The sequence below is a fragment of the Neobacillus sp. 114 genome, from assembly GCF_030127045.1.
In the GTDB taxonomy this organism is placed as follows: domain Bacteria; phylum Bacillota; class Bacilli; order Bacillales; family Cytobacillaceae; genus Neobacillus; species Neobacillus rhizophilus.
In genome coordinates this window covers 5,791,119-5,814,329 of record NZ_CP126144.1, presented here as the reverse complement: position 1 = coordinate 5,814,329, position 23,211 = coordinate 5,791,119, and the positions used below count along the sequence as shown (strand labels likewise).

Annotated in this window: 19 protein-coding genes; all 19 read left to right on the top strand. The window is 45.5% G+C overall.

Annotation, left to right across the window (positions count from 1 at the left end):
* The first annotated feature begins 2 nt into the window (after positions 1-2).
* The 19 genes from QNN06_RS28470 (at position 3) to QNN06_RS28380 (ending at position 23,134) form a co-directional block, all read left to right on the top strand.
* Complete coding sequence (locus tag QNN06_RS28470; RefSeq protein ID WP_284036497.1) at positions 3-1,307, top strand: hypothetical protein; 1,305 nt, start codon at positions 3-5, stop codon at positions 1,305-1,307.
* A 57-nt stretch (positions 1,308-1,364) separates the two neighbouring features.
* Positions 1,365-1,607 carry a hypothetical protein gene (locus QNN06_RS28465; protein WP_213117483.1) on the top strand — a complete coding sequence of 81 codons (243 nt, stop codon included), beginning with the start codon at positions 1,365-1,367 and terminating at the stop codon, positions 1,605-1,607.
* A 25-nt stretch (positions 1,608-1,632) separates the two neighbouring features.
* Positions 1,633-1,938, top strand: coding sequence for a WXG100 family type VII secretion target (locus QNN06_RS28460; protein ID WP_284036496.1), 306 nt, complete (start codon positions 1,633-1,635; stop codon positions 1,936-1,938).
* A gap of 13 nt (positions 1,939-1,951) precedes the next feature.
* The gene (locus QNN06_RS28455; protein ID WP_213117485.1) at positions 1,952-2,257 is read left to right on the top strand and encodes a WXG100 family type VII secretion target; all 306 of its coding nucleotides are present in this window, start codon (positions 1,952-1,954) and stop codon (positions 2,255-2,257) included.
* Positions 2,258-2,296: 39 nt separating this feature from the next.
* A complete protein-coding gene (locus QNN06_RS28450; RefSeq protein ID WP_284036495.1) occupies positions 2,297-3,559 on the top strand; it encodes an FHA domain-containing protein in 1,263 nt (420 codons plus the stop codon).
* Positions 3,560-3,650: 91 nt separating this feature from the next.
* Complete coding sequence (locus tag QNN06_RS28445; RefSeq protein ID WP_217035865.1) at positions 3,651-4,421, top strand: PP2C family protein-serine/threonine phosphatase; 771 nt, start codon at positions 3,651-3,653, stop codon at positions 4,419-4,421.
* Positions 4,422-4,436: 15 nt separating this feature from the next.
* A complete protein-coding gene (locus QNN06_RS28440) occupies positions 4,437-6,125 on the top strand; it encodes a serine/threonine protein kinase (RefSeq protein WP_284036494.1) in 1,689 nt (562 codons plus the stop codon).
* Between the two features lie 12 nt (positions 6,126-6,137).
* Positions 6,138-7,046 carry a hypothetical protein gene (locus QNN06_RS28435; protein ID WP_284036493.1) on the top strand — a complete coding sequence of 303 codons (909 nt, stop codon included), beginning with the start codon at positions 6,138-6,140 and terminating at the stop codon, positions 7,044-7,046.
* 625 nt (positions 7,047-7,671) lie between these two features.
* Entirely contained in the window at positions 7,672-13,395 is a 5,724-nt protein-coding gene (locus QNN06_RS28430) for an Ig-like domain repeat protein (protein ID WP_284036492.1), read from the top strand.
* A 21-nt stretch (positions 13,396-13,416) separates the two neighbouring features.
* Positions 13,417-13,734 carry a hypothetical protein gene (locus QNN06_RS28425; protein ID WP_213117491.1) on the top strand — a complete coding sequence of 106 codons (318 nt, stop codon included), beginning with the start codon at positions 13,417-13,419 and terminating at the stop codon, positions 13,732-13,734.
* A 513-nt stretch (positions 13,735-14,247) separates the two neighbouring features.
* A complete protein-coding gene (locus QNN06_RS28420) occupies positions 14,248-14,733 on the top strand; it encodes an SRPBCC family protein (protein ID WP_284036491.1) in 486 nt (161 codons plus the stop codon).
* 42 nt (positions 14,734-14,775) lie between these two features.
* Positions 14,776-15,162 carry an FxsA family protein gene (locus QNN06_RS28415; RefSeq protein ID WP_213117493.1) on the top strand — a complete coding sequence of 129 codons (387 nt, stop codon included), beginning with the start codon at positions 14,776-14,778 and terminating at the stop codon, positions 15,160-15,162.
* Positions 15,163-15,276: 114 nt separating this feature from the next.
* Positions 15,277-16,044, top strand: a complete 768-nt coding sequence (locus tag QNN06_RS28410) for an SDR family oxidoreductase (RefSeq protein ID WP_284036490.1) — start codon at positions 15,277-15,279, stop codon at positions 16,042-16,044.
* A 150-nt stretch (positions 16,045-16,194) separates the two neighbouring features.
* Positions 16,195-17,112: a DMT family transporter gene (locus tag QNN06_RS28405; RefSeq protein ID WP_284036489.1), complete on the top strand. Its 918-nt coding sequence runs from the start codon at positions 16,195-16,197 to the stop codon at positions 17,110-17,112.
* A gap of 146 nt (positions 17,113-17,258) precedes the next feature.
* Positions 17,259-17,993: a GntR family transcriptional regulator gene (locus QNN06_RS28400; RefSeq protein ID WP_213117496.1), complete on the top strand. Its 735-nt coding sequence runs from the start codon at positions 17,259-17,261 to the stop codon at positions 17,991-17,993.
* Between the two features lie 213 nt (positions 17,994-18,206).
* Complete coding sequence (locus QNN06_RS28395) at positions 18,207-19,256, top strand: LacI family DNA-binding transcriptional regulator (RefSeq protein WP_284036488.1); 1,050 nt, start codon at positions 18,207-18,209, stop codon at positions 19,254-19,256.
* 88 nt (positions 19,257-19,344) lie between these two features.
* The gene (locus QNN06_RS28390) at positions 19,345-20,619 is read left to right on the top strand and encodes a Gfo/Idh/MocA family protein (RefSeq protein WP_284036487.1); all 1,275 of its coding nucleotides are present in this window, start codon (positions 19,345-19,347) and stop codon (positions 20,617-20,619) included.
* 256 nt (positions 20,620-20,875) lie between these two features.
* Positions 20,876-22,126 (top strand): ABC transporter substrate-binding protein, encoded by a 1,251-nt coding sequence (locus QNN06_RS28385; RefSeq protein WP_284036486.1) that lies wholly within the window; start codon positions 20,876-20,878, stop codon positions 22,124-22,126.
* 69 nt (positions 22,127-22,195) lie between these two features.
* Positions 22,196-23,134: a carbohydrate ABC transporter permease gene (locus QNN06_RS28380; RefSeq protein ID WP_213117984.1), complete on the top strand. Its 939-nt coding sequence runs from the start codon at positions 22,196-22,198 to the stop codon at positions 23,132-23,134.
* Positions 23,135-23,211 lie beyond the last annotated feature (77 nt).

The following is a 23,211-nucleotide window of genomic DNA, read 5'->3' as shown; positions in this document are numbered from 1 at the left end:
GCATGGCTGAACAAGTCTCTTTAGATCAGTTAAAAGATCGGCAAATCGCTGTGCTAAATAAGATTGCTTATACAGATATGCCAACAAAAAACTGGCATGCGGGAGATTCTCTATATAAGAGGGTTCAGGCGGCCGACCCAAAGCTGGCAAAAGAGCTTAAAGCCGCGGGGCTGGATCATTTGGTGATCAAGGACTATACGAACCGAAATGATAAATCTGGCTTTTGTGCGATTGCCTATGTAGACCCGAAAACCGGTGCAACCGGCATGTCCTTCAGGGGAACGGAAGGGATGGACGATTTGCTCCACAACCCGAAAGATATGGCAGACAACACGATGACAGCCTCTATCGGTGTGTCCCCACAGTCGCTCGAGGCCATTGCTTTTTTTGAAAAAAATGAGGATAAGAGCGGGAACAATTATTTGTTCGGCCATTCCAAGGGCGGTGAACTGGCTGCCGAAGTATATGTGACCAACTATAACAATGTCAAAGAGGTCCATACCATCAACCCGCAGCCAATCAATCCTTACAAATTAAGTCCGGATCAGCTGGCGGCACTGCAGCGGGATAAGTTTGACGCAATTGTGGTCAATGGGGACATTGTCGCCTGGCTCGGGACCACCTTGTATCCAGTAAGGTATGTGAAAAACAATGGGACACAGGACGGGTTTTTCGGTCCGCATGCCGTTGATGCCATGCTGATTGACAAAGACGGCAATGCTGTTATTGAGAGAAATCCTTTTTCAGGCTATTTTGGCCAGGGCATTGCCGCATTGCTTGCGACAAAAATATTGGGCAGCGTCCAGCGCCATCTGATGCTGTACTCCTTTACCATCAACGTGATGGTGAGGATTGGGAACTTTCTTGTGAATGACCTGCCAGATTTGGTCCATAAGTTTGTCGATCATCTGAAGAAGGCGATTGACCGGTTTGTGGAATTTACCCATGAAGTTAAGAATGCCCTGAAGGAATTTGTGGGCGAAGTGGTCAATAGTGTTTCTTCTTGGTTTAAAAAGCATTTCAACTCCGGCTACAAATATGCGACGGCGCACCCATTTATTCAGGTGGATACGTATAAGCTGCGCAGCTATGCCCAGCGTTTGGAAAGCATCAATAGAAGATTAGGCCAGATTGACCGGAGGATGGACTCCCTCTATACCAAGGTCGGGTTTTTGGATTTATGGAATCTGATTCAGGCCGATTTGTTCACGGGAGAAAGCTATAAATTGAGAAAATGCGCCGCCTACTTGGAGGAAACGGCCGACGACTTTGAAACGGTAGAGCGGAAAATAATGGGCAGCCTGTGAACTGGCTAAAAAGGGTTGGATTTAGGAACATAAATGCTTGTAATGGGGGAAATGGTGATGGATGTACATGCACAGCAGGAGCTTTATTTGATTAAAAGAGAACTTCAGCAGATCATAAACGAATTAGAAAGTATCGCTTCTGGAATCGGCGGAGGCTTTGAAGGAATCGGTCAAGAAAAATGTGCCTCGAGAATCTATCAAGTTGCCGACCACTATCGATACGTTTCCGGGAAGCTGAACAATATTGATACCTCGAAGGTAACCGAGTCGTTTGCCAAAGCCCACGGCGGGGCGAGTTAATTTTTAGAAGGAAGGGGTTTTAATAATGGCTGATTTTATTAAAGTCGATACGGCCCGGGTGTCTTCGGCTGCCAAATATATTGCCAACTATAATAATAGAATCAGAGATGATTTCTCGTCAGTGGAATCTGCGATGAGGGTATTAAACAATGCATGGGACGGAGCTGCAGCATCCAGAGCAATGAGCGCTTTCCATGAAATCAGAAACGCCTTTCATGAACCGCGTTATGAAGTGTTGCAAAACTATGTGGCCTTTTTGCAGCAAACTGTCGACTCTGGCTACACTCAAACGGAAAAAACAAATACGTCACTTTCCAAACTGTTTTTATAAGGAGGAAAATCGAGTGAGCTACCATATAAAAGTGAACCACAGTCAGTTTGAAGCGGCCGCCGATGCCATTGATACCTACGTTTCCAGGCACAATAAAAACATGTCCTCAGCCGGGAGAGAGGTCACTCTGCTTGCTTCGTCCTGGCAGGGCAAGGACGCGACGAAATTTCAGCAGCAGTGGAACCGGGTGGATGACCATGATTCCACCTCGAAGAATATGACCAAGGCGCTCGAACAGTACGCCGATTTTTTGCGTTTTGCCGCAAAAGAGTATAAGGATGCGCAGGCGAAGGCCGTCAATAAAGCGAACCGGCTGTGAGTCTTTTATAAGTTTAGTATTTTGAAACAGGAGATAGTTATGGGAAAAACAACCGTTGAACAGCAGGCAAATAAATATTTGGTCGTAAATAAGCTGATCGACCCGGAGGCTATTAATGAACGGGAACTGAAGGGCGTTGCAGCGGGACTTTTCGGCAGTCTTCTGCCGGTGGCGGCCGAGAAGACGAAAAAGGGGCTCGTTCTAAGGTGTCATGTCGAGGGGATGATGACGCTGCAATCCTATTTCAGCGGGATTGTCAGCAAGAAAATGTTCTTGGGGACGATGGCCAGAATTGTGGCGGTTGCCAAGGAATGTGAGAAGAACCTGCTGAACGTCAGCAACCTGATGCTAAATTGGGAGACGATTTTTCTCGACCCGCGGACCAAAGAGGTCAAATGCATTTACTGGCCGATTGTCAATAACCAAAACGCGAGTGTAGTGCCTGACTTTTTTAACGATATTACCTTTCGGGCTGTGTTTAATAAACATGAAGACAATGGCTATGTGACCTCCTATTTGCAATATTTCCGCAGCCATAGCCCATTTTCAATTAATGGTTTTGAAAAATTATTGTTTGAATTGCTGGGGAAGACAGTCGACAACAAGGGGTATCTGCCGTCCGGTTCGACGGGCAGTGTTGGCGATGGCCCGCGGGAATCCGGGAGGATCGGGTATGGGGCCGGAGCCGGGAAGACCGGGAACGCGGCCAGCGAAAAAGGTCGCCCCTCAAGCATTGCCTATAATCCATTCGGCAATCAATATGATTTTTCAAAAAAATTAAAGGCATGTCCGAGCTGTGGGGCCGGTAGTATGGAAGATGCCAAATTTTGCTCGGCGTGCGGGACTGCCTTGGAGGGGCAGGCAGGCAGGCTAGAGGCTGCGGCGGAAACGAAAGAGCCTTTTGCGGCGGGGCCGTCTGAAACGGAACATTTCAGTGGAACGACGGTTTTGGGTGTTGAGGATGTTGGCGGGACAACTGTACTTGAGGCTGATGTGTATGAAGAACCCCGCTTCCCTTACTTGGTCAGGGAGAAGACGCAGGAGGAAATCAGCGTAGACAAACCCGCATTTAGGATTGGCAAGGAGCGGAGCTATTGCGATTATTTCGTTTCCAACAATAACGCCATCAGCCGCAGCCATGCCGATATTATCACCAGGGGCGGCCGCTACTATATCATCGACAACAACTCGACCAACAAAACGTACGTAGACGGCCGGGTGATTCCGGTTATGAAGGATATTGAAATCTTTTCGGGTACCAAGCTCCGCCTGGCAAATGAGGACTTTATGTTTTATATATAGGCTGTTTCTTCTCTACGGACAAAACTGGTGTAAAAAGCAGGGGAAATGTCCGCAGGAATGGCACCGATTATTTAGGCAAGGAGTTTAGACAATGGAAGTGTTATGCACGGCAGTTACAGATACGGGGATTAAGAAACCGACGAATCAGGACAGCCTGCTTATAAAGGTTGCCGAAACTTCGATTGGCAAGGTCGTTTTAGCTGTCATATGCGATGGGATGGGCGGGCTTTCCAAGGGGGAAGTGGCCAGCGCCAGTGTGGTTCGTGCTTTTTCAGAGTGGTTCGAGACTGACCTTCCTGCCCAGCTTGCCCGAAAGGATTGGGATGAGATCCAGTACCGCTGGGATCGGATCATTAAAGAGCAAAACCAACGGATTGCCGAATACGGGCGAAGTGTGAGAATACAGCTTGGCACGACGATTACCGCGCTGCTTCTCATCGATACCACGTTCATGCTGATTGGCCATGTCGGCGACTCACGCGTCTATCGAATTAGGGAGAGGCAGCTTGAAATCCTGACAGAGGACCAGACGGTGGTCGCCAGAGACCTCAAGCGGGGCACGATCACACCAGAGCAGGCGAAAACCGACCCGCGACGGAATGTCCTCCTGCAATGTATTGGGGCATCAAGGCTGGTTGAGCCGGAATTTATCCATGGCCGCGCAACTCCCGGCGAAGTCTATATGCTTTGTTCCGACGGGTTTCGCCACATGCTCAGCGACCAGGAGATTTTTGAAGCATTTGCCCCACAGGTATTGGTGGATGAAGCGACTATGAAACAAAACGCAATCCACTTAGTGGAACTTAATAAGCAAAGACAGGAAACAGACAATATCACTGTGCTGCTTGTAAAAATTCAGTAGGGATGGGGATTACACGTGGCAGCAATTGGCTCCGTTATCGACGGAAAATATGAAATACTGAAGTTGATTGGCCAAGGCGGGATGTCCAAGGTCTACCTGGCGATGGACAAACGCCTGAACAAGCAGTGGGCCGTCAAAGAGATTGAAAAAAGAGGAAGAGACAAGAACAACGAGGTCATCATCCAGAGTGCCATCGCCGAAGCGAACATGATCAAGCGGCTTGACCACCCGGCCCTGCCGCGGATTGTTGATATCATCGACAATGGAAAAGTTATTTTTGTCATCATGGACTACATCGAAGGCGAACCGCTCAGCAAGATTCTGGAAGAATACGGTGCCCAGCCGCAGGACCTTGTGATTGAATGGGCGAAACAGCTTTGTGAGGTGCTTGATTACTTACATACCTGCAGTCCGCCGATTATTTATCGGGATATGAAGCCAGCGAACGTGATGCTAAAGCCGGACGGCAATCTGAAGCTGATTGACTTTGGGATTGCCCGCGAATATAAAGAGCAGAATCTTGCCGATACCGTTAGCCTGGGAACGAAGGGCTACGCCGCCCCGGAACAGTTCGGCGGGAAGGGCCAGACCGACCCAAGGACCGATGTTTACTGTCTGGGCGTGACACTCTATCATCTCGTGACCGGGCACAATCCGACTGAGCCCCCTTATGAGCTCTATCCAATCCGGCAGTGGAACCCTTCGTTGTCGGGCGGTTTGGAACGGATTATTGAAAAATGCACCCAGTTGAATCCGGATGACCGCTATCAATCTTGTGCCGAGCTGATGTATGCGCTGAACCATTATGAAGAGGCCGACGACCTTTATCGTGCCAAGCAAAAAAAGAAGCTGCGCGGCTTTTATGCGGTGGCGGGGGCTGCTGTGTTGAGTCTAGGCATTGGCGTTCTTGGCCAGGTGATGAACATCCAAACAAATAATGCCGATTACAACAAAACGCTTCAGATGGCGGAAAAAGCCTCGACCGATCAGGCGAAGATTGATTATTTTTTAAAAGCAATCGATATTAAGCCGGTTGAAACAAAGGCCTACCTTGGGTTGTTGAATGCCTTCAAAGGGGATGCCGCCTTTACGGTCCCGGAGGAAGAGCAGTTTAAGAAAAAAATCAACGCCCACCTCATCGAATTTCGCGACAATCCGGACTATCCGGACCTCGCTTTTGAAGTCGGGAAAATGTATTGGTATTACTACGATTATGGAAAAAGTGAAAATAGTGATAACCAGATTACGAGAATGAAAAGCTCCATCCAGTGGTTCGAGGATGCTGTCCAGTACGGCTCGGAAAAAAGCGATTATTACGAGATGGCGGTCATTTACCGGGATATCGGCCGGTTTAATCAGAATATCACCCTCCACATCGAGGAGGCATCCGACAAAGGTAAATACAAGCCCTATTGGGAAAACATCAAGGGGCTGATTAAAATGGTCGATAAAAGCCCTGAAGAGAGTGAAATTGTTAAACTAGAACTCTATAAATTGACGATGTATTCGATTGAAACCTATGCCCGGAAGTTTAAATTGGATGGCGTAAAGGAAAGCGACCTTCGTGCGGTTACTGATGCTGTCAAGCGGAGTACGGAGGATGTCGAGGTTACAGCCGAAAAGACGGAAACGATTAAAAAGGATGTTATCGGGCGTTTTGCCCTAACTGAAAAAGCCGTTGATAACGCCTTTCGGAAGGAATAGGGGGTGACGAGCATGGGAGCAGCAGCATGGCAGATCATTTCCATCGCCGGATATTCCCTGGCCGCTGTATTGTTAATAGTGGCTGTGTTTTTATTTTTCAAAATGAACATTCTGGCCATCATCGGCGATTTGTCGGGAAGGACAGCCGCCCGCCAGATTGAGGAAATTCGCGAACGAAACAAGATGACGGGCAGCAAGCGCCACCAGCCGGATGCCTTTAACCTTGATCGCGGGTCGTTGACGGAGCCGGTCGGGGTTCGAAGGCTGTGGACGGGGCGGACTGGGAATACCGGGAAACCTGGAAGCACTGGTAGGACTGGGAATACAGCTGGAGGTACGGCAAGGCCGGGGGATACTGTTGGAAGAACAGGGAATATGGGGAATGCGGCATATTCTGTTGTGAACACAGGGAACGTGGTTGACACTATTAGCCCTGGATTTACAAGTAGTACTGGGAACGATAGAGGGAATACGGTAAGCACTGGGGATGAGTTTAATACTATAAACACAGGTTTTACAGGAAAAGTAGACCGATATTTCGGGAATGGCCCCTCTGATGCAACAGAAGTGTTGGCAAATGATGCGACAGAGGTGCTTTTCCAGGCAGATGAACATCTATCTGAAGGGACAGCGGTCCTTTCAAATGAAACTGAGGTCCTTATAGACAGCAGTACGGAGGTGCTGTATGAAGGTGTGGAGACATTTGAGCCTGGCACTGAGGTGCTGGATCCAGGAACTGAGGTTTTGAATTTGGGGACCGAAGTCTTGGATGGCGGCACTGAGGTTTTAATAGAATCAAATGAAACAACCGTGCTAAATCCTGTTGTCGAATTGGATGATAAAGAAGATACCCCAATTTCAGAGATAGAATTTAAGATAATTAGAGATATCAAGATTACCCATACGGATGAAGTGATTTAGGGTAGGCGATTAGGGCGATTGGAGCCCGAACCTTCTAAAAAATGAACGAAATGGTAACCAATAAGGGCTATTGGAGCCCAAAACTTCCAAAAAATGAATGGAATGGTAACCAATAAGGGCGATTGGAGCCCGAAACTTCTAAAAAATGAACGGAATGGTAACCAATAAGGGCGATTGGAGCCCGAAACTTCTAAAAACTGAACGAAATGGTAACCAATAAGGGCCATTGGAGCCCGAAACTTCTAAAAACTGAACGGAATGGTAACCAATAAGGGCTATTGGAGCCCGAAATCGTCAAAAACTGAACGAAATGGTAATCAATAAGGGCTATTGGAGCCCGAAACCGTCAAAAACTGAACGGAATGGTAACCAATAAGGGCTATTGGAGCCCGAAACTTCTAAAAACTGAACGAAATGGTAACCAATAAGGGCTATTGGAGCCCGAAATCGTCAAAAACTGAAAGAAATGGTAACCAATAAGGGCCATTGGAGCCCGAACCCGTCAAAAAATGAACGATTTGGTAACCAATATGGGCTATTGGAGCCTGAATCAGGCCAAAACACATCGGAATGGTAACCAAAGGTATTTTAATAAAATTGTATTTTTTCAAGGGGAGGAGAAAAAGTGTTTACAAAGAGGAAATCAAGGGCGACCCGCATTCTGGCGGTTATCCTTGCCATTTTGCTGGTTGCCTATAACATACCAGCCAGCGCCATCATGCCGGTGTTTGCAGAAACAACAACAGACACCGCAGACACTGGAACTGATCAAACTGCAGCAACTGGCGGGGCAACAACGGAGTCTGGGGAGCAAACACAAACAACAAGCCAGGACCCGACCATACCTGTTGAATCAATTGAACAGGGAGGAACAACCGAGACTGGAACACCAACGGACCCTCCTGAAACAGCAACCTATCAAGTCTCAGTTAAGGCAACTGCCGGCGGCACGATAAAAATCAATGATGCAAATTACACAGACCCCGTTCAGGTGCAGACAGGGACAAATGTTGCCATTGAAATAACACCAGAGCCCAATTACGAAATTCAGTCCGTAAAAATTGCTGGGGTTCTGCAGAGTGTAACTGACAAGGGAAATTACACAAGCACTATTCCTTCGATTTCTGCCGACACAACGATTGAAGTCGTATTTGTTTTAAAAACATACACAATCGCTTTTAACTACAAATCAAATGAAGGTACTGTAAAAGACGAAAATAATCAAACTATTAACTCTCAAGGCGGAACGGTCAACATCCAGCACGGCAATGAATCCTTTTTCACGGTGACTCCGTTAACCGGTTTTCATGTCGAAAGCATCTACTTGGATGGCACCAATCTCGACCTGGCAACCGCTGTGACGCTAATAGAGCCAGATAGCTATAAGTATACTTTCACAAATGTAACAGCCAACCACAATGTACAAGTTCAGTTTGCCATCAATACCTACGCTGTAACGGCCAGTGTCAACGGAGGAAACGGTGATGTGAAGCTTGATATACCCACCGTCGGTTATAACGGGGAAGCGACTGCAACCATGACACCGAATGCGGACTACCGGGTGGCCTCGATCAACATAAACGGAACACCCGTGAATCTCGCGGCTGATGAGAATTTTAAAGAAAACGAGGACGGAACTTATTCTTACACTGTAAAAAATATTATCGAGCCAAAATTAATCGAAGTGACATACGAGAAAATCCCGACTCTAGACGGGACTTGGTCGCAGTACGTTTCGATTACACTAATTTCCGGCTCATTAATCGACTCATATAAAGAAGGCGGCAAAGAAATCCGCGTCTATTCAAAGGATGCTGTGGTGAAGGTTGCACCAATTGGAAGCTACAACCTTATCAATCTGCAAACCTCCGCGAGCTCCAGCAAAAAGTGGCAAACGGAGTACACCTTCAATAAATCCACTTCGATTAAAGACATGAAGGTGAAGATTGCAGGCACGAAAAAGAGCGAGCAAACGGTTAACTTGCCTGGCGATATATTGCTAGTATTTGACAAACAAGGTCCAGCCATAAAAGAGCCAGCTTTGGATGGAAAAAACAAAACTACCATTAATAGCGTGCAATGGTTCAGCGATACCGTGACCGTTTCCGGTGAAATTGAAAATGGAACTGAAAACTTCGACGGCGTCGCCTACTCTACTCCTATAAAAACAGTTTTATACAGCAAAGTGGGTGACCCAGTCGATGCAGCTGTTGAAGCAACATTCGATGCCAAAACCAACCGCTACTCTTTCGGTCCAGTCGAAAAAGGCCAATACAAGATTTGGGCAGTTGACCAGGCAGGTAATCAATCGGCTGAAAAATTAATCAACATTAACATCGACCAGACGAACCCGACACTCGCTGACGGTAAAGCTGTGAAAGTCAAACAAATCAACGACGACACATGGTCCCAGGTTTTAAACATCCTTACATTTGGAATGTTTTTTAACAAAGGAATTCAGGTGACCGTTGATGCCAAGGATGGGGAATCCGGGGTTAAGGCGATTACTTTGTATGCGAAATCAGTGAATTCAACTAATAAAAAGAAGGTTCCATTGGTTTCAGAAACCTTCAGTAAAGATACCCGGACAGCCGAGGCAGTGTTCCTCCTCGATGATGAAAGTTTCGAAGGGACGTTTTCCGTCGAGGTGACCGACAATGTCAACAACAAACAAAACTATGATGTCAACGATACGAATGTCGACCCGGAAGGCAACGGACACTTCATGATTGATAGGAATGCGCCGACCGCGGAATTAACGGTTGCTTCAGAAAAAAATCCGTATGTGGTTGATAATATTGAGTTTTACAGCGGTGATGCAAAATTAAACATCAAAGCCGAGGACCTGGAATCCGGCGTTAATACGGTGACTATTAATTTAAATGACAAGAAATATAAAGAATATGATTTCTCGCAAGAAAAGCAAGTTAGTCCGGCGATTGAAGCGATTGATACAAGTACGCTTAATCAAGAAAATCGCTTATACGATTTTTCCGTTACGGTAAAAGATAATGCCGGCAACAAAACTGATGCAGCGCCGAAGAAAATTTTTATTGATGAACACGCACCGGTGCTTGCTGACGGCGAGGCTGTCACTTTTGCTGTCATCAACGACAGCACGATTGCCAAGGTGTTAAACTACCTCAGCTTCGGAACATTTTTTAATAAAAAATTAGAAGTGACAGTAGAGGTCAAGGATGACGCTTCCGGAATCAAGGATCTGAAGTTGAAGGCTGTTCCAGAGAACGCGGGCGAAGAGGCTCCAACCTTAACCCGGGAAAGCTTTGAAAAACTAGGCCTAACCGCTGAAGCCAGCTACACTCTGGATGTGGACCGTTTCAAAGGAACGTTCCAAGTCGAAGTCACGGACAATGTGAATAACGAGAACCAGACGCCATATTTGATAAACTCAAGCAATTCGAACATTAAAGCCAAAGACAGCGGTGTTGTCATGATTGAAAAAACGGCCCCCGCTGCCGCTATCAACGTTACAGCCAAAGAAGGCGTTTCATCCTATGTGGCTGATGATACAAAAGAGTTTTACAACGGCGAAGTCACGTACGACGTCGATGTGCAGGATGCCGATTCCGGTGTCAATACGGTTAAGATCAACGTGAACGACCAGCCTATTGATGAGTATTTTTACTATGAAGAGCCGATGGTCCAGCACCGCCCGGATTTGGCGGCGACGGATACCGGTGATTCCCGGATTACCAGAAACGAAGACGGTTCCTACCATATTGCCGTTGAAACAGTTGATAACGCAGGAAATGCCGCTCAGGTTGAAAAAACGATTTTCATCGACGAAACAAGTCCGATGATTACCGATTTTCATTTTTCAACGGATGACCGTCAGGAGGATGCAACCGAAAGCCTGACGGATGCGGTCGAGCTTACGGAATATGGCTTCTTTTTCAAAAAGCCGATTCGGGTGACGGTGAAAGCGGAGGATCCAGTGATTGGCTTTGAAGCGACAAGCGAAGTCAAATCAATGGTACTTTATCTGCAAGATTACGAGAACGGCAAATTCTATGCGGTGCTTGCGGATGGTTCACTACAAGGAATCGCGCCAACCGAGGTCAACAGCATTGCGGCTGTTCCAACAACAGGCGAATTTAGTTTCAACGTTCCGGCAGCGTTTAAGGGACAGATTTTTGCTAAAGCGACGGACCACGTCAATAATACAAGTGCTTTTGCCACACCGGATGGCACGGTCATTGAGGATGAGGCACAGCACGCCAAAGAATCACATATTGCATTGGAAAAAGTCGATACGAGCTACCGCGACAATCAGGGTCTCGAGCTTTACCCGCATAACGTGAATGTCAAGCTGACAGTGACGGATACGTATTCAGGTTTGAGCCAGGTGGAATGGTCGGTTGTAGCGCCTTATGATACGGCGAACAGCCAAGGCGGACGCCTGCAACTTAATAATGACGGTTCGTTTGCAGATGGCAGCAATTCAGACGGCTGGCAGGTAGCGAAGACAGATAAAAACCTTGTTACCGAAATGACAAAAACAATAACGGTCAGCAACAATAGCAACGCCATTGTGGTCAAGGCCAAGGTGACGGACCGGGCTGGTAACACATCGGAAAAAGAGCTGACGTTCAGCATCGACAAGACGGCGCCGCAGATTAAAGTGACTTATGACAATAATTCGGCGGATCAGGATTACCCTGATTTTTACAAAGCAGACCGGACGGCAACCGTTGTGGTGACGGAGCGGAACTTCAATCCAAAAGATGTCGAACATTTGATTACCAATACAGATGGGGCTGTGCCTTCGTTGGTGGGCTGGAGTACTGCTGCCAATTCAGCGGACCCGGATAAGACAACACACACAGCAACCGTCAAGTTCAGCGCGGATGGCGATTATACCTTTGATATCAAGTATAAGGATAATGCCGGAAATGCTGCACCAGCCGTAGCGCAGCAAAAGTTTACGATTGATAAAACCATTCCTGTTGTGAAGGTTTCTTATAGTAACAATTCAGCGGCCAATGGCAACTATTATCGGGCCAGCCGGACGGCCACGATTTCGATTAATGAGCATAACTTTGATGCCGGCCGTGTTAAGGTAACAGGCACCGCTAGTGACAATAGTGCGGCAGCGGCCTTCCCGAAGGTAAGTGGCTGGAGCTCAAAAGGCGATATCCACACGGCAACCATCCAATATGCAGTGGATGGCAAGTACAGCTTTGATATTGATTTTACCGACAAGGCTGGGAATATTGCTGCCGATTATAGGGCAGAGGAGTTCATCGTTGACCAAACAGCGCCTGAACTGACAATTACCGGCGTTCAGGACCAGTCGGCCAATAACGGCGACGTAATTCCGGTGATCACTTATTCCGATACGAATTTTAATCAAAAGGCTGTAAGCATTAAGCTAACCGGAGCGAATCACGGCCCGGCGGCGCTCGATGGCAGCTATGCCGATGCACCGAACGGCCAAGTGTTTACGTTTAAAAATTTCGAGAAGAAAAAGGAAATCGATGACCTTTATACGTTAACGGCGACGCTTGTGGACTTTGCCGGAAATGAAACCTCTAAAACGATTCGTTTCTCTGTGAACCGCTTTGGTTCGGTTTATGTGTTCGATGATGCGTTGAAGGCGATTGAGGGAAAATATGTGCAGAAGGAAACGGACGTCATCGTGACCGAAACGAACGTCGACAGCCTGAAAGCTGATACGATTCAAGTCAAAATGACGAAGAACGGTACGCCTTCTGATTTGGCGGAGGGTAAGGATTATACCGTCACTGAAACCGGCGGCGCCGGGCAGTGGAGCCAGTACAAGTATGTGGTGAAAAAATCGCTATTTACCGGCGATGGCAAATATACCGTTGCGCTTTATTCCGAAGATGCAGCAGGTAACATCAATGAGAATATCGATGAGAAGAAGCAGGCTGAAATCTCCTTTGGTATCGACAAGACCGCTCCGGTGATTGTGCCGATCGACATTGAGAGTGGGGAGCAGTATCCTGTTGATGTTAAAAAGGTAACGGTTTCGGTGAAGGACAACCTTGTTCTCAAGGGTGCCGAGATCTATTTAAACGGTAAAAAAGTGGAGCATGAGGCGGAAGGTGAAAACTATACGTTTGACATCCAAAGCTTAAACTCCAAGCAAAATGTGAAGATTATTGCGGTGGATGCAGCCGGGAACGAGCTAAGTAAAAAGGTCAATGGCATTCTTGTTTCCACCAACCCGATTGTCCGCTGGTATAACAATAAGACCTTGTTTATGGGATCCATTGGCGGTGTCGGCAGCCTGGCAGCTGTAATTACGGCGCTAGTCCTTGTTCGGAAGAGGAAAACTTATGGAACCGAGACTATTGAAAAGTAATGAGAGGAGGAAGACGTAATCATGCTTAAAGATACATCACTTCTCGTTTTGATCATCGCGGCCGCCGGATTGGTTGTGAATATTATTACGTTGATAGTAGTCATTGGGGTTTTAAAGAGGTTTAAAAAGGAGGCGGCGAAGCTGGATGTGGGGCAAGCCGCCGCAGTAGAGGCCACGGTGCAAAAAGAGATGCCAGCTGGCGGGCAGTCAAAGCCTGCCGCTGCTGCCGGTGCAGGAGTCGTCTTTTGCCGAAACTGCGGGAGCCCATTCGACTCCAGCAACGCTGCCTGTCCACAGTGCAACACACCGCGTGGCTACAGAAAAGAAGAAGGGACCTGATTCTCTATTTGAGGTCATATGTTTAGAGGCTTGCCGTTTTGGCAAGTCTTATTTTTTGTTTCCTTTTGAAAAATCGCCCTTTATTTTGCCTGTGAGGTTCAAAACCTTAGGTGTTCGGTAAAAATAGGGGCCCTATTTTACCCATGTGGTTGTAAAAATGAGGGGACGGTAAAAATAGAAGCCTTATTTTACCCGTGGGGTTCCAAAATTAGAGGAGACGGTAAAAATAGAGGCCATATTTTACCCGTGAGGTCCTCGAAAATGAGAGGTCGGTAAAAATAGAAGCCTTATTTTACCCGTGAGGTTTCCGAAAATGAGAGAACGGTAAAAATAGACGTCCTATATTACCCGTGAGGCCACAAAAAATAAGAAAACGGTAAAAATAGAGCCCTAATTTTACTGGTGAAGTCCCCAAAGATGAGAAAACTGTAAAAATAGAGTTCATATTTTTAAATAAACCGCGTTTCTCCTATAATGGAAATAACAATATTTTTTTACGGGAGGCAGAAACCAATGCTAGCAGTCATAGAAAAATCAGAAAATGGCTACATCGCACGATTCGAGCGGCAATTTAATCACTCCGTTGAGGAGGTATGGTCCTGGTTAACGGACAACGAAAAATTAGCAAAGTGGTTTAACGAGCTTCGAGTTGGTGAGCTTCGTGAAGGCGGGTTTATGAAGTTCGATATGGGCGACGGAAACTTTGAGAAGATGGCCATCACGGACCTCAAAGATCAATCCGTATTGGAATTTACTTGGGGAAGCGACATGGCGGTGCGATTCGAACTTTCCACTGAAGCCCCCGGCTGCAAGCTGTTTTTAATAGAAAAGATTGAAAAAATCACGCCCCATACCCCGAAGGACCTTGCAGGCTGGCATGTATGCCTTGATGTGATTAAGGCCCTAATGGAAGGCGAAACGATCGAACGGATGGAAGAATGGAAAAAGTGGTATGAGAAATATAAACAAGCTGTTGAGAAAGTGTCTCCAAATGCATAAAAGGATCGGACTGGAAACAGACACATTTGGAAGGAGAACTATATGCGGTATTTACTGTTATTAATCATCGCCGTTCCGGCAGCGGAAATTGGCTTTTTGCTTCTTTCGGGAAAAACAATCGGGGTCTGGCCTACCATCCTGCTCATTATTTTGACCGGTGTGTTAGGCGCTTACTTGGCCAAAAGAGAGGGACTACAAACCATCAGGAAGGCACAGGAGCAGTTTCGAATGGGACAAATCCCGGGCGATGCGGTTTTGGACGGCATTTGTATCATAATCGGCGGAATCCTGCTGTTAACACCGGGGTTCTTGAGTGACATATTCGGCTTCCTGCTCCTATTCCCTCCAACTCGAAAGCCGGTTAAACTTCTTATGATTAACGCACTAAGAAAACGAATAGAAAAAGGCAATATACGAATCATAAAATAGGCAAGGGGCCCGAAACCCTGCTTCTGCAAAAGTTTAATGCGGCAAAGCAGTGGGGTGGGGCCCCTGTTTTATTCTATAAAGGTATTTTTAAAAAAATAAAAGGGGGTAAGCAGGATGAATTTAACAGGTAACACGATTTTAATAACCGGCGGTGCCTCTGGTATTGGCCTGGCATTTGCGGAGCGGTTTTTGGAAAGAGGGAACGAGGTCATCATAGTCGGCCGGCGCCAGGAAAAGCTTGAGGAAGCAAAGGCAAAGTATCCTAAACTACATATACATGCTTGTGTTGTATCTAAATTAGAGGACCGGGTCAAGCTTTCAGAATGGGTTTCCAAGGAATTCCCTTCATTAAATATCTTGGTGAACAATGCTGGCATTCAGCAACGAGTGAATCTCCTCAAACCGGATAAGAATTGGGACTATTACCAAAATGAAATCGCCATTAACATCGAAGGACCAATTCATCTTTCAATGCTTTTAATCCCGCAGTTAAAGAACCAGAAGGATGCGGCCATCATTAATGTTTCCTCTGGACTGGCGCTGATGCCTGGTGTGTGGGTGCCGATTTATAGTGCGACAAAAGCAGCTCTTCATTCCTTTACAGTTTCCTTAAGGCAGCAATTAGCGGAAACGAGCATAGAGGTGGTTGAAATTTTCCCACCAGCAGTGAATACAGATTTAGGCGGGGCGGGACTGCACACCTTCGGGGCACCTCTGGGCGATTTTGCTGACACCATTTTCCAAGGTTTCGAAAATAACCGGCAAGAAATAGGCTACGGCGAAACCGAGAACCGGCTTAAAGCCACAAGAGAAGAAAATTTAAAAGGAAGCCAAAAGGCATGGGAAGGATTTTTGAAAAATAACCTGGATTGGCGAGGCTGAAGGCCACAAAAAATGGCCACATTGGTCACAAGCTACTAAATACGAATATAGTCCTAAATTAAAATCCCCCTCTTCCATATTTTTAAATTGAAACAATGTTATCACCGTGATAATCTTGAGATTATGTAGAAAAAAAGAGGTGAGGGGATTTTGAATATAAAAGCTTTAACCATTGCGTTGTTTACCGTTATGATTTGGGGAGCATCTTTCCCTGCCATTCGTGTGATTTTACATGGAGGCTATTCACCAGGGCATCTTATCCTCACTCGATACCTTATCGCTTCGGCACTATTTGCGATTTACGCGCTATGGCCCGGTGTTAAATTCCGTCTGCCACAAAAAGGGGATATACTGAAAATTGCGATATTGGGGTTTGTAGGGATCAGTATTTATCATATCGGCGTTGCTTTCGGTGAGAAAACCGTAAATGCAGGAGTCGCGGCGATGCTGATTTCGTCAACGCCTATTTTTACTGCCCTAATTGCTCTATTCGTATTACGGGAACGGCTAGGGTTGTTTGGCTGGATTGGCTTAGGTTTGGGCTTTTTGGGAATCGGTATCATTGCACTTGAAACAGCAGGCTCGTCTTTCCATATCTCCAGTGGGGTGTTCCTTCTATTAATCGCTGCCCTGGGGACATCGGTGATGTTTGCCTTTCAAAAGCCTCTCTTGAGACGCTACTCATCGATAGAATTAACAGCCTACTTTACCTGGGTTGGAACGATTCCTTTTTTTATTTACTTTCCGGGATATTTTCAAGAACTGCAGCACGCATCCCTGGATGCCCATTTATCGGCTATTTATTTAGGGATTTTTCCAACTGCGATTGGCTATGTCACATGGACTATCGCCCTCTCCTTAGGAAAATCCGGGTCGGTTATGAGCATGATATATTTTGAACCGGTATTCGCCATCCTCATTGCCTGGATTTGGATCAATGAACAGCCAAGCTTCATTTCCATCATCGGAGGCGCAGTTGCCATTGCCGGTGTTATCGTCGTCAACACACTCGGATCCAAAAAAAACACACCAGCAATCGAACCAGTAGGCGTCCAGCCCCCACTGTGATGCATGGGGACGGTTCTCATGCATCACTATTTTGAGGCACAAGAACCGTCCCTATGTATCATTTTTTGTAAAACTTGATGGATTGATGGTACAATTGGTGGTATAATGACTCTGAACCTGTCATATCGTGAGGAAGGTAGATTACGATGAAACCATTGCAAAGTGATAGTGTGATACCACTTTATCATCAGCTAAAGGAAAGATTAAAACAGTCGATTGATAGTGGTGACTGGAAGCCTGGGGATCAAATTCCATCCGAGCATCAATTAATGAATGATTATAACGTTAGTAGAAATACCGCAAAAAAGGCCATTGAGGAACTCGTTCAGGACGGGCTGCTTTATCGAATTCAGGGAAAAGGCACGTTTGTGGCGAAGCCGAAGTTGATGCAACAGTCCTTAATGGGATTATATAGCTTCAGCAAGGGATTTAAGGAAAAAGGGATGGTTCCAAATGACGTCATCATTGACATACGAGAAGTCAAGCCGACCCCGGAGATTATGGAAGAACTGCAAGTAACCGGCGATGAACAGGTCATTGAAATGAAGCGCCTTCGCTGTGTCGATGATGACCCATATATTCTAGAATCCTCCTTTATTCCCAAAAGAGTTGTACCAAATATCGAGCCATTGAAAAGGGTGGGGGAGACCTCCCTGTATGATCTGCTTGAGGAAGAATTTAACGTCGTTGTCAGCAGGGCAAGAGAGGCGTTTGAACCTGTATTAATCCGTTCAGATGAAAGCCAATACCTAAAGACAGAAGCGGGAAAACCAGCTCTATTGTTAGAACGAACCGCTTTTGACACGAGCGGGAGGCCGGTGGAGTTTTGCCGTTCAATCGTTCGCGGAGATCGCTGCCGGTTTTATACAGAGCTTACGTAGGTTCATCTTATTCAAAAAAAGTCTCACTTCAAAAGGTGAGGCTTTTAAAAAAAATGTATGATTCGCATGAACTTATATGGCAGGATAATATTTACAAGAAAGATTTTAATATAATGGTTATTGACTTAAAATTATGAATGGTGCTATATTCGTATTAATTCAAAAAATTTAAGCAATTGCCGTTGTAAGCTTTGACCTCGAGGTGTTTTACTAGTGGTAAGATTAAAAGATATTGCGGAACATGTAGGCGTTTCCATCTCTACGGTTTCGCGGGTCATTCAAAACGACCAAACACGAAATGTGAATCAAGAAACGAAGAATAAGATTTGGCAGGCGGTTAAGGAGTTAGGTTATACACCGAACCAGCATGCCCGTAATCTTGTTCACAATAAACAACAAAAAAGCAATACACGAACGATGAAAATCGGCTGGGTAGCAAACCCAAAGCAAGCGGAAATTAACCCGTACTTTTCCGATATCTATACCGGGATTCGTGATACATTAACGAATCAAGATTACACCCTAATAAGTATTACCAAGGATGAGCTGGAAAATGAATCGCTGCTCCATAAGACAATCCATGACTTGGGGATTGAAGGGTTGCTGCTGATTGACAGGATTGATGACAGCCTGATTGACTACATACAAAAAACAATTCCTGTGGTAGGACTGGACTTTTTCTATACGAATAAGAATATCGCCATTGTCGATTATGACCGTAAGGAAGCCATTAAAACGGTCGTTAAGCATTTGATCAGCCAAGGACATCGAGAAATAGGGTTTATTGGCGGCGGGGCAAATGAAACCTATAAGGATTTGCATGATGAATCCCGGTTTAAAGGTTTTCAAGCTGCCATGGACGAAGCAGGACTTGCCATGAGGCAGGAATGGGTCCTCAACACGAAGTGGAAAATGGAAAACAGCTACGATGAAATGAATCAGCTGATTCAAAACAATGCCGGTCATTTACCGACAGCGATGGTATGCGCCAGTGACATGATGGCCATAGCTGCGATGAGAGCTGCAATTGAAAATGAGTTAAGAATTCCGGAAGACATCGCCTTCTTTGGTGTCGATAATATCGAAATGGGGAAATATTCTTCACCGCCGCTTTCAACTGTTGATATCCCTAAATATGAAATGGGAAAAATGGCAGCGAAGACGATCATGGAGATCGTAGAAGAAAAAGTAACGCTTCCCATTAAGCTGATTTTGCCATTTGAATTGGTCATTCGAGAGTCATCTGCTATAAAACGGACCTAACCGGTTCCTTTTTTTAAAAGCTCTTGGAAAACGTTTGGATAACTTGCGGAAAATTTTCCGCAGAAACCGAAATGAGAGGAGAAGGATTATGAAAACAATGACAGCACTCCTGATTGGAGCGGGTGACAGAGGGGCAAGGGCTTATGCGCCGTATGCTGCGGCTTATCCGAATGAATTGAAGATTGTCGGTGTCGCGGAGCCGTGGCCTGAAAGAAGAACAAAAGTACAAGAAGCCCATCAGATTCCGGCAGAAAATTGTTATGAATCGTGGGAAGAGGCGCTGCAGCAAGAGGAGCCGATTGCGGAAATTGCCATTATCTGTACACTCGACAGAGACCACTTCAAAGTGACAATGAAAGCGTTAGAGCTTGGATATCATGTTCTGTTGGAAAAACCAATGTCACCGGATCCATTGGAATGTATTTTGATGGAACAGCAGGCGAAAAAATATAACCGGCGGCTGACCATCTGCCACGTACTGAGATATACCGATTTTTGGTCCAAGATTAAAGAGGTGATCGCTAGAGGGGATATTGGTGAGGTGGTCTCTCTGCAGCTGAATGAAAATGTGGAAGTCATGCATATGTCCCACAGCTTTGTCAGAGGGAATTGGAACAATAAAGAAAAATCGAGTCCAATGATCCTTCAGAAATCCTGCCATGACATGGATATTATCTCGTTTGTGATGGGTAAAGAGTGTAAACGCGTGAGCTCCTATGGCTCGTTGTTGCATTTTAAAGAGGAAAATGCCCCTGCTGGTGCGCCGCTCCGATGTTTGGATGGCTGCCCTGCAGAGCTTGAGTGTCCATTCCATGCGGGTAGATATTATCTTGGGGAAGGGAAGGGCTGGGCCAAGAAATTCACCGAGGACCATACAAACGAAGGGATTATCAAAGCATTAAATGAAACCCCTTACGGAAAATGCGTGTACCGCTCCGACAATAATGTTGTTGACCATCAGGTAGTCAATATGGAATTTGCGGACGGTGCCACCGCCACCTTCAGCATGTGCGGCTTTACAAGAGAGCAGACGCGAATTGTCCAGATCATGGGTACCAAAGGAGAAATCCGCGGGAATATGGAGGAAAATAAGATTTCTATCTTTGACTTCTTGACCAAGCAAGAAACTCTCATTCATTTTGATCGGCCAATGGGCGGACATGGCGGAGGCGATCAAGGAATCATGAGAACATTCCTTCGGGAGATCCAGATTGGCAAAAACGAGGGCGGGGTTTCTTCTGCTTCTGCTTCCGTTAGAAGCCACCTGATGGCATTTGCCGCTGAAGAATCCCGCATGCATGAAGGCCAATCTATTAATATCGATGACTATTATCAAAGTTTACAAGAAACCATTAAAGCTTAAAGTTGAAAAAATGGGATTGTCACACCGCGTTTTTGTGGTGATGCAATAATAAATTAAGAGCAAGAAGAAGGAATGGAATAATTAACTCCATTAGGAAAACGTTTGGATACGGAGGTGGTAAGCGTTATCTGAATATGTTAAGAGAAACCTCAATGGATCAACATGAAGATTTTTTATCATCTAGAAAAACCCTTATGTGTAAAAACAGTAATGAATTGAAAAACTACTAAACTATTTCTGAAAGAAGGGCAAAAGGATGAGAAAATGGCTAATCATGCTTCTAACTGTGGTTCTAGGATTATTGGGGCTTGCAGGCTGCAGTGATAGTGACAAAGCTTCTAGTGATGCGAAAGATGGGAAAGTCGAAATAACCTATGGCATTTGGGATAAAAAACAACTTCCAGCCATCGAGGATATTATCAAATTATTTAATGAAAAACATCCAAACATCAAGGTGAAAACGGAGATTACTCCTTACGGACAGTACTTCCAAAAGCTTGAAACAGCAGCAACGGGCGGTGCATTGCCTGATGTTTTGTGGATGAATGGGGCTCACGTTACTCAATATGCAGAGGGAAAAGTAATCCTTCCATTAAGCGATATGGCAAAAAAAGATAACTATAGCTTGGATAATTATCCAAAATCATTAATCGACCTTTATACAGTTGACGGAAAAGTTTACGGAATTCCAAAAGACTACGATACAATCGGTTTTTGGTACAATAAAAAGATTTTTGACGATGCCGGTGTAGCGTATCCGGATGAAACCTGGGACTGGACTAAATTAAAGGAAACGGCAAAACAGCTGACAAACAAAGATAAAGGGGTTTGGGGCTTTGCTTCAACCATCGCTAACCAAGAAGGCTATTATAATTTCATTTGGCAAAATGGCGGCTATGTTATTTCTAAGGATGGCAAAAAAGCTGGATTTGATGATCCAAAAACAGTCGAAGCCCTTAAATTCTATACAAGTTTCATAAAAGAAGGTTTATCACCAACACAAGCACAAATGACAGAAACGGCAGCTTCTGAGCTTTTCTCTTCCGGAAAAGTAGCGATGATGCTTGATGGCCCTTGGATGGTACCGGAATATAAGAAGAACCCTGATTTAAATGTAACCGTTCTCCCAAAAGGCGAAACCCGCGCAACAGCGATTCATGGATTGTCCAATGTGATTGCGGCCAATACAAAGCATAAAGATGCGGCATGGAAGTTTGTCCAATTCCTGGGTTCTATGGAAGCTGCAGAGATCTATGCGAAAACAGGAACCGTCATTCCAGCGTTTAACGGCGCGCAGGATACTTGGGTGAAATCTGTTCCAAGCCTTAATCTGCAAGCCTTTATTGATGCCAGCGAATACTCTGTGCCGCTGCCAAATGCAAAAAGCACAGGGGAGATTTGGCAATACGAGGTCGATATCCTGAAAAAGGCATGGAGCCAAGAAGAAAGCATTGAAGATGCCGCAAAAGAGTTGACCAAGAAAGCGAACGAGGCGTTATCCAAGTAGTAAAAAAAGAAGAGGAGAATCTATTTCTTCTCTTCCATTTCCTTAAAGGGAGGGAATAGTGTGAAAGAAATTCCTCTTCAGACCGAAGTCAAACCAGCAAAAAGATTAAAGGCTGCGAGCCTTGCAAAGACTAGAAAGCGTTCCGATTATTTTTGGGCCTATCTGATGATTGCCCCAACGATGCTGGGGTTGGCTATTTTTTACCTGTGGCCGATCATCCAGAATTTTTATTTTAGTTTTACCGAATGGGGCTCTTTTGGCCAGTATGAGTGGACAGGGCTCGACAATTACAAGCGGATGCTTGAGGATGCCACGCTCTTGCAATCCTTTAAAAACACGGGCATTTATATAATCTTTACTGTACCGATTGGAATCTTCCTATCTATTATTATAGCCGTTCTGTTAAACCAAAATATTAAGGGGAAATCGGTTTATCGGACGTTGTATTTTTTACCTGTGATTACCATGCCGGCCGCCATCGCTATGGTTTGGAAATGGCTGTATAACGCGGATTACGGGCTGCTCAACTATCTGTTATCATTAATCGGAATCAAAGGGCCGCAATGGGTCACCGACCCGCATATTGCCTTATATTCGGTCATTGCCGTCGCGATTTGGAGCGGGATTGGTTATAACATGGTCATCTTCCTTTCCGGATTGCAGGGAATTCCGAAAATGTACTATGAAGCAGCCGAAATCGATGGTGCCGGCCCGGTCACGGTGTTCTTTAAAATTACACTGCCACTTCTCTCACCGGTTATTTTCTTTGTGACCATCATGTCTCTCATCGGGGCGTTCCAGGTGTTTGACTTGATTTTCATGATGATTGGAAAAGGCAGTACGGCATTAGAAAGTACGCAGTCGATTGTATATTTGTTCTACCAGCATGCCTTTGTATTAAATGATAAAGGGTATGCGGCCGCTATCGCTGTTCTATTATTGATTGTCATCCTAATTATTACCGCGATTCAAATGGTGTTACAGAAAAAGTGGGTTCATTATGATTAAAGGAAGTGGTACCATTGCAAAGAACAAAACAGCTTGTTACAAGTAAAACATTCCTAATCCATTTCATCCTGATTGTG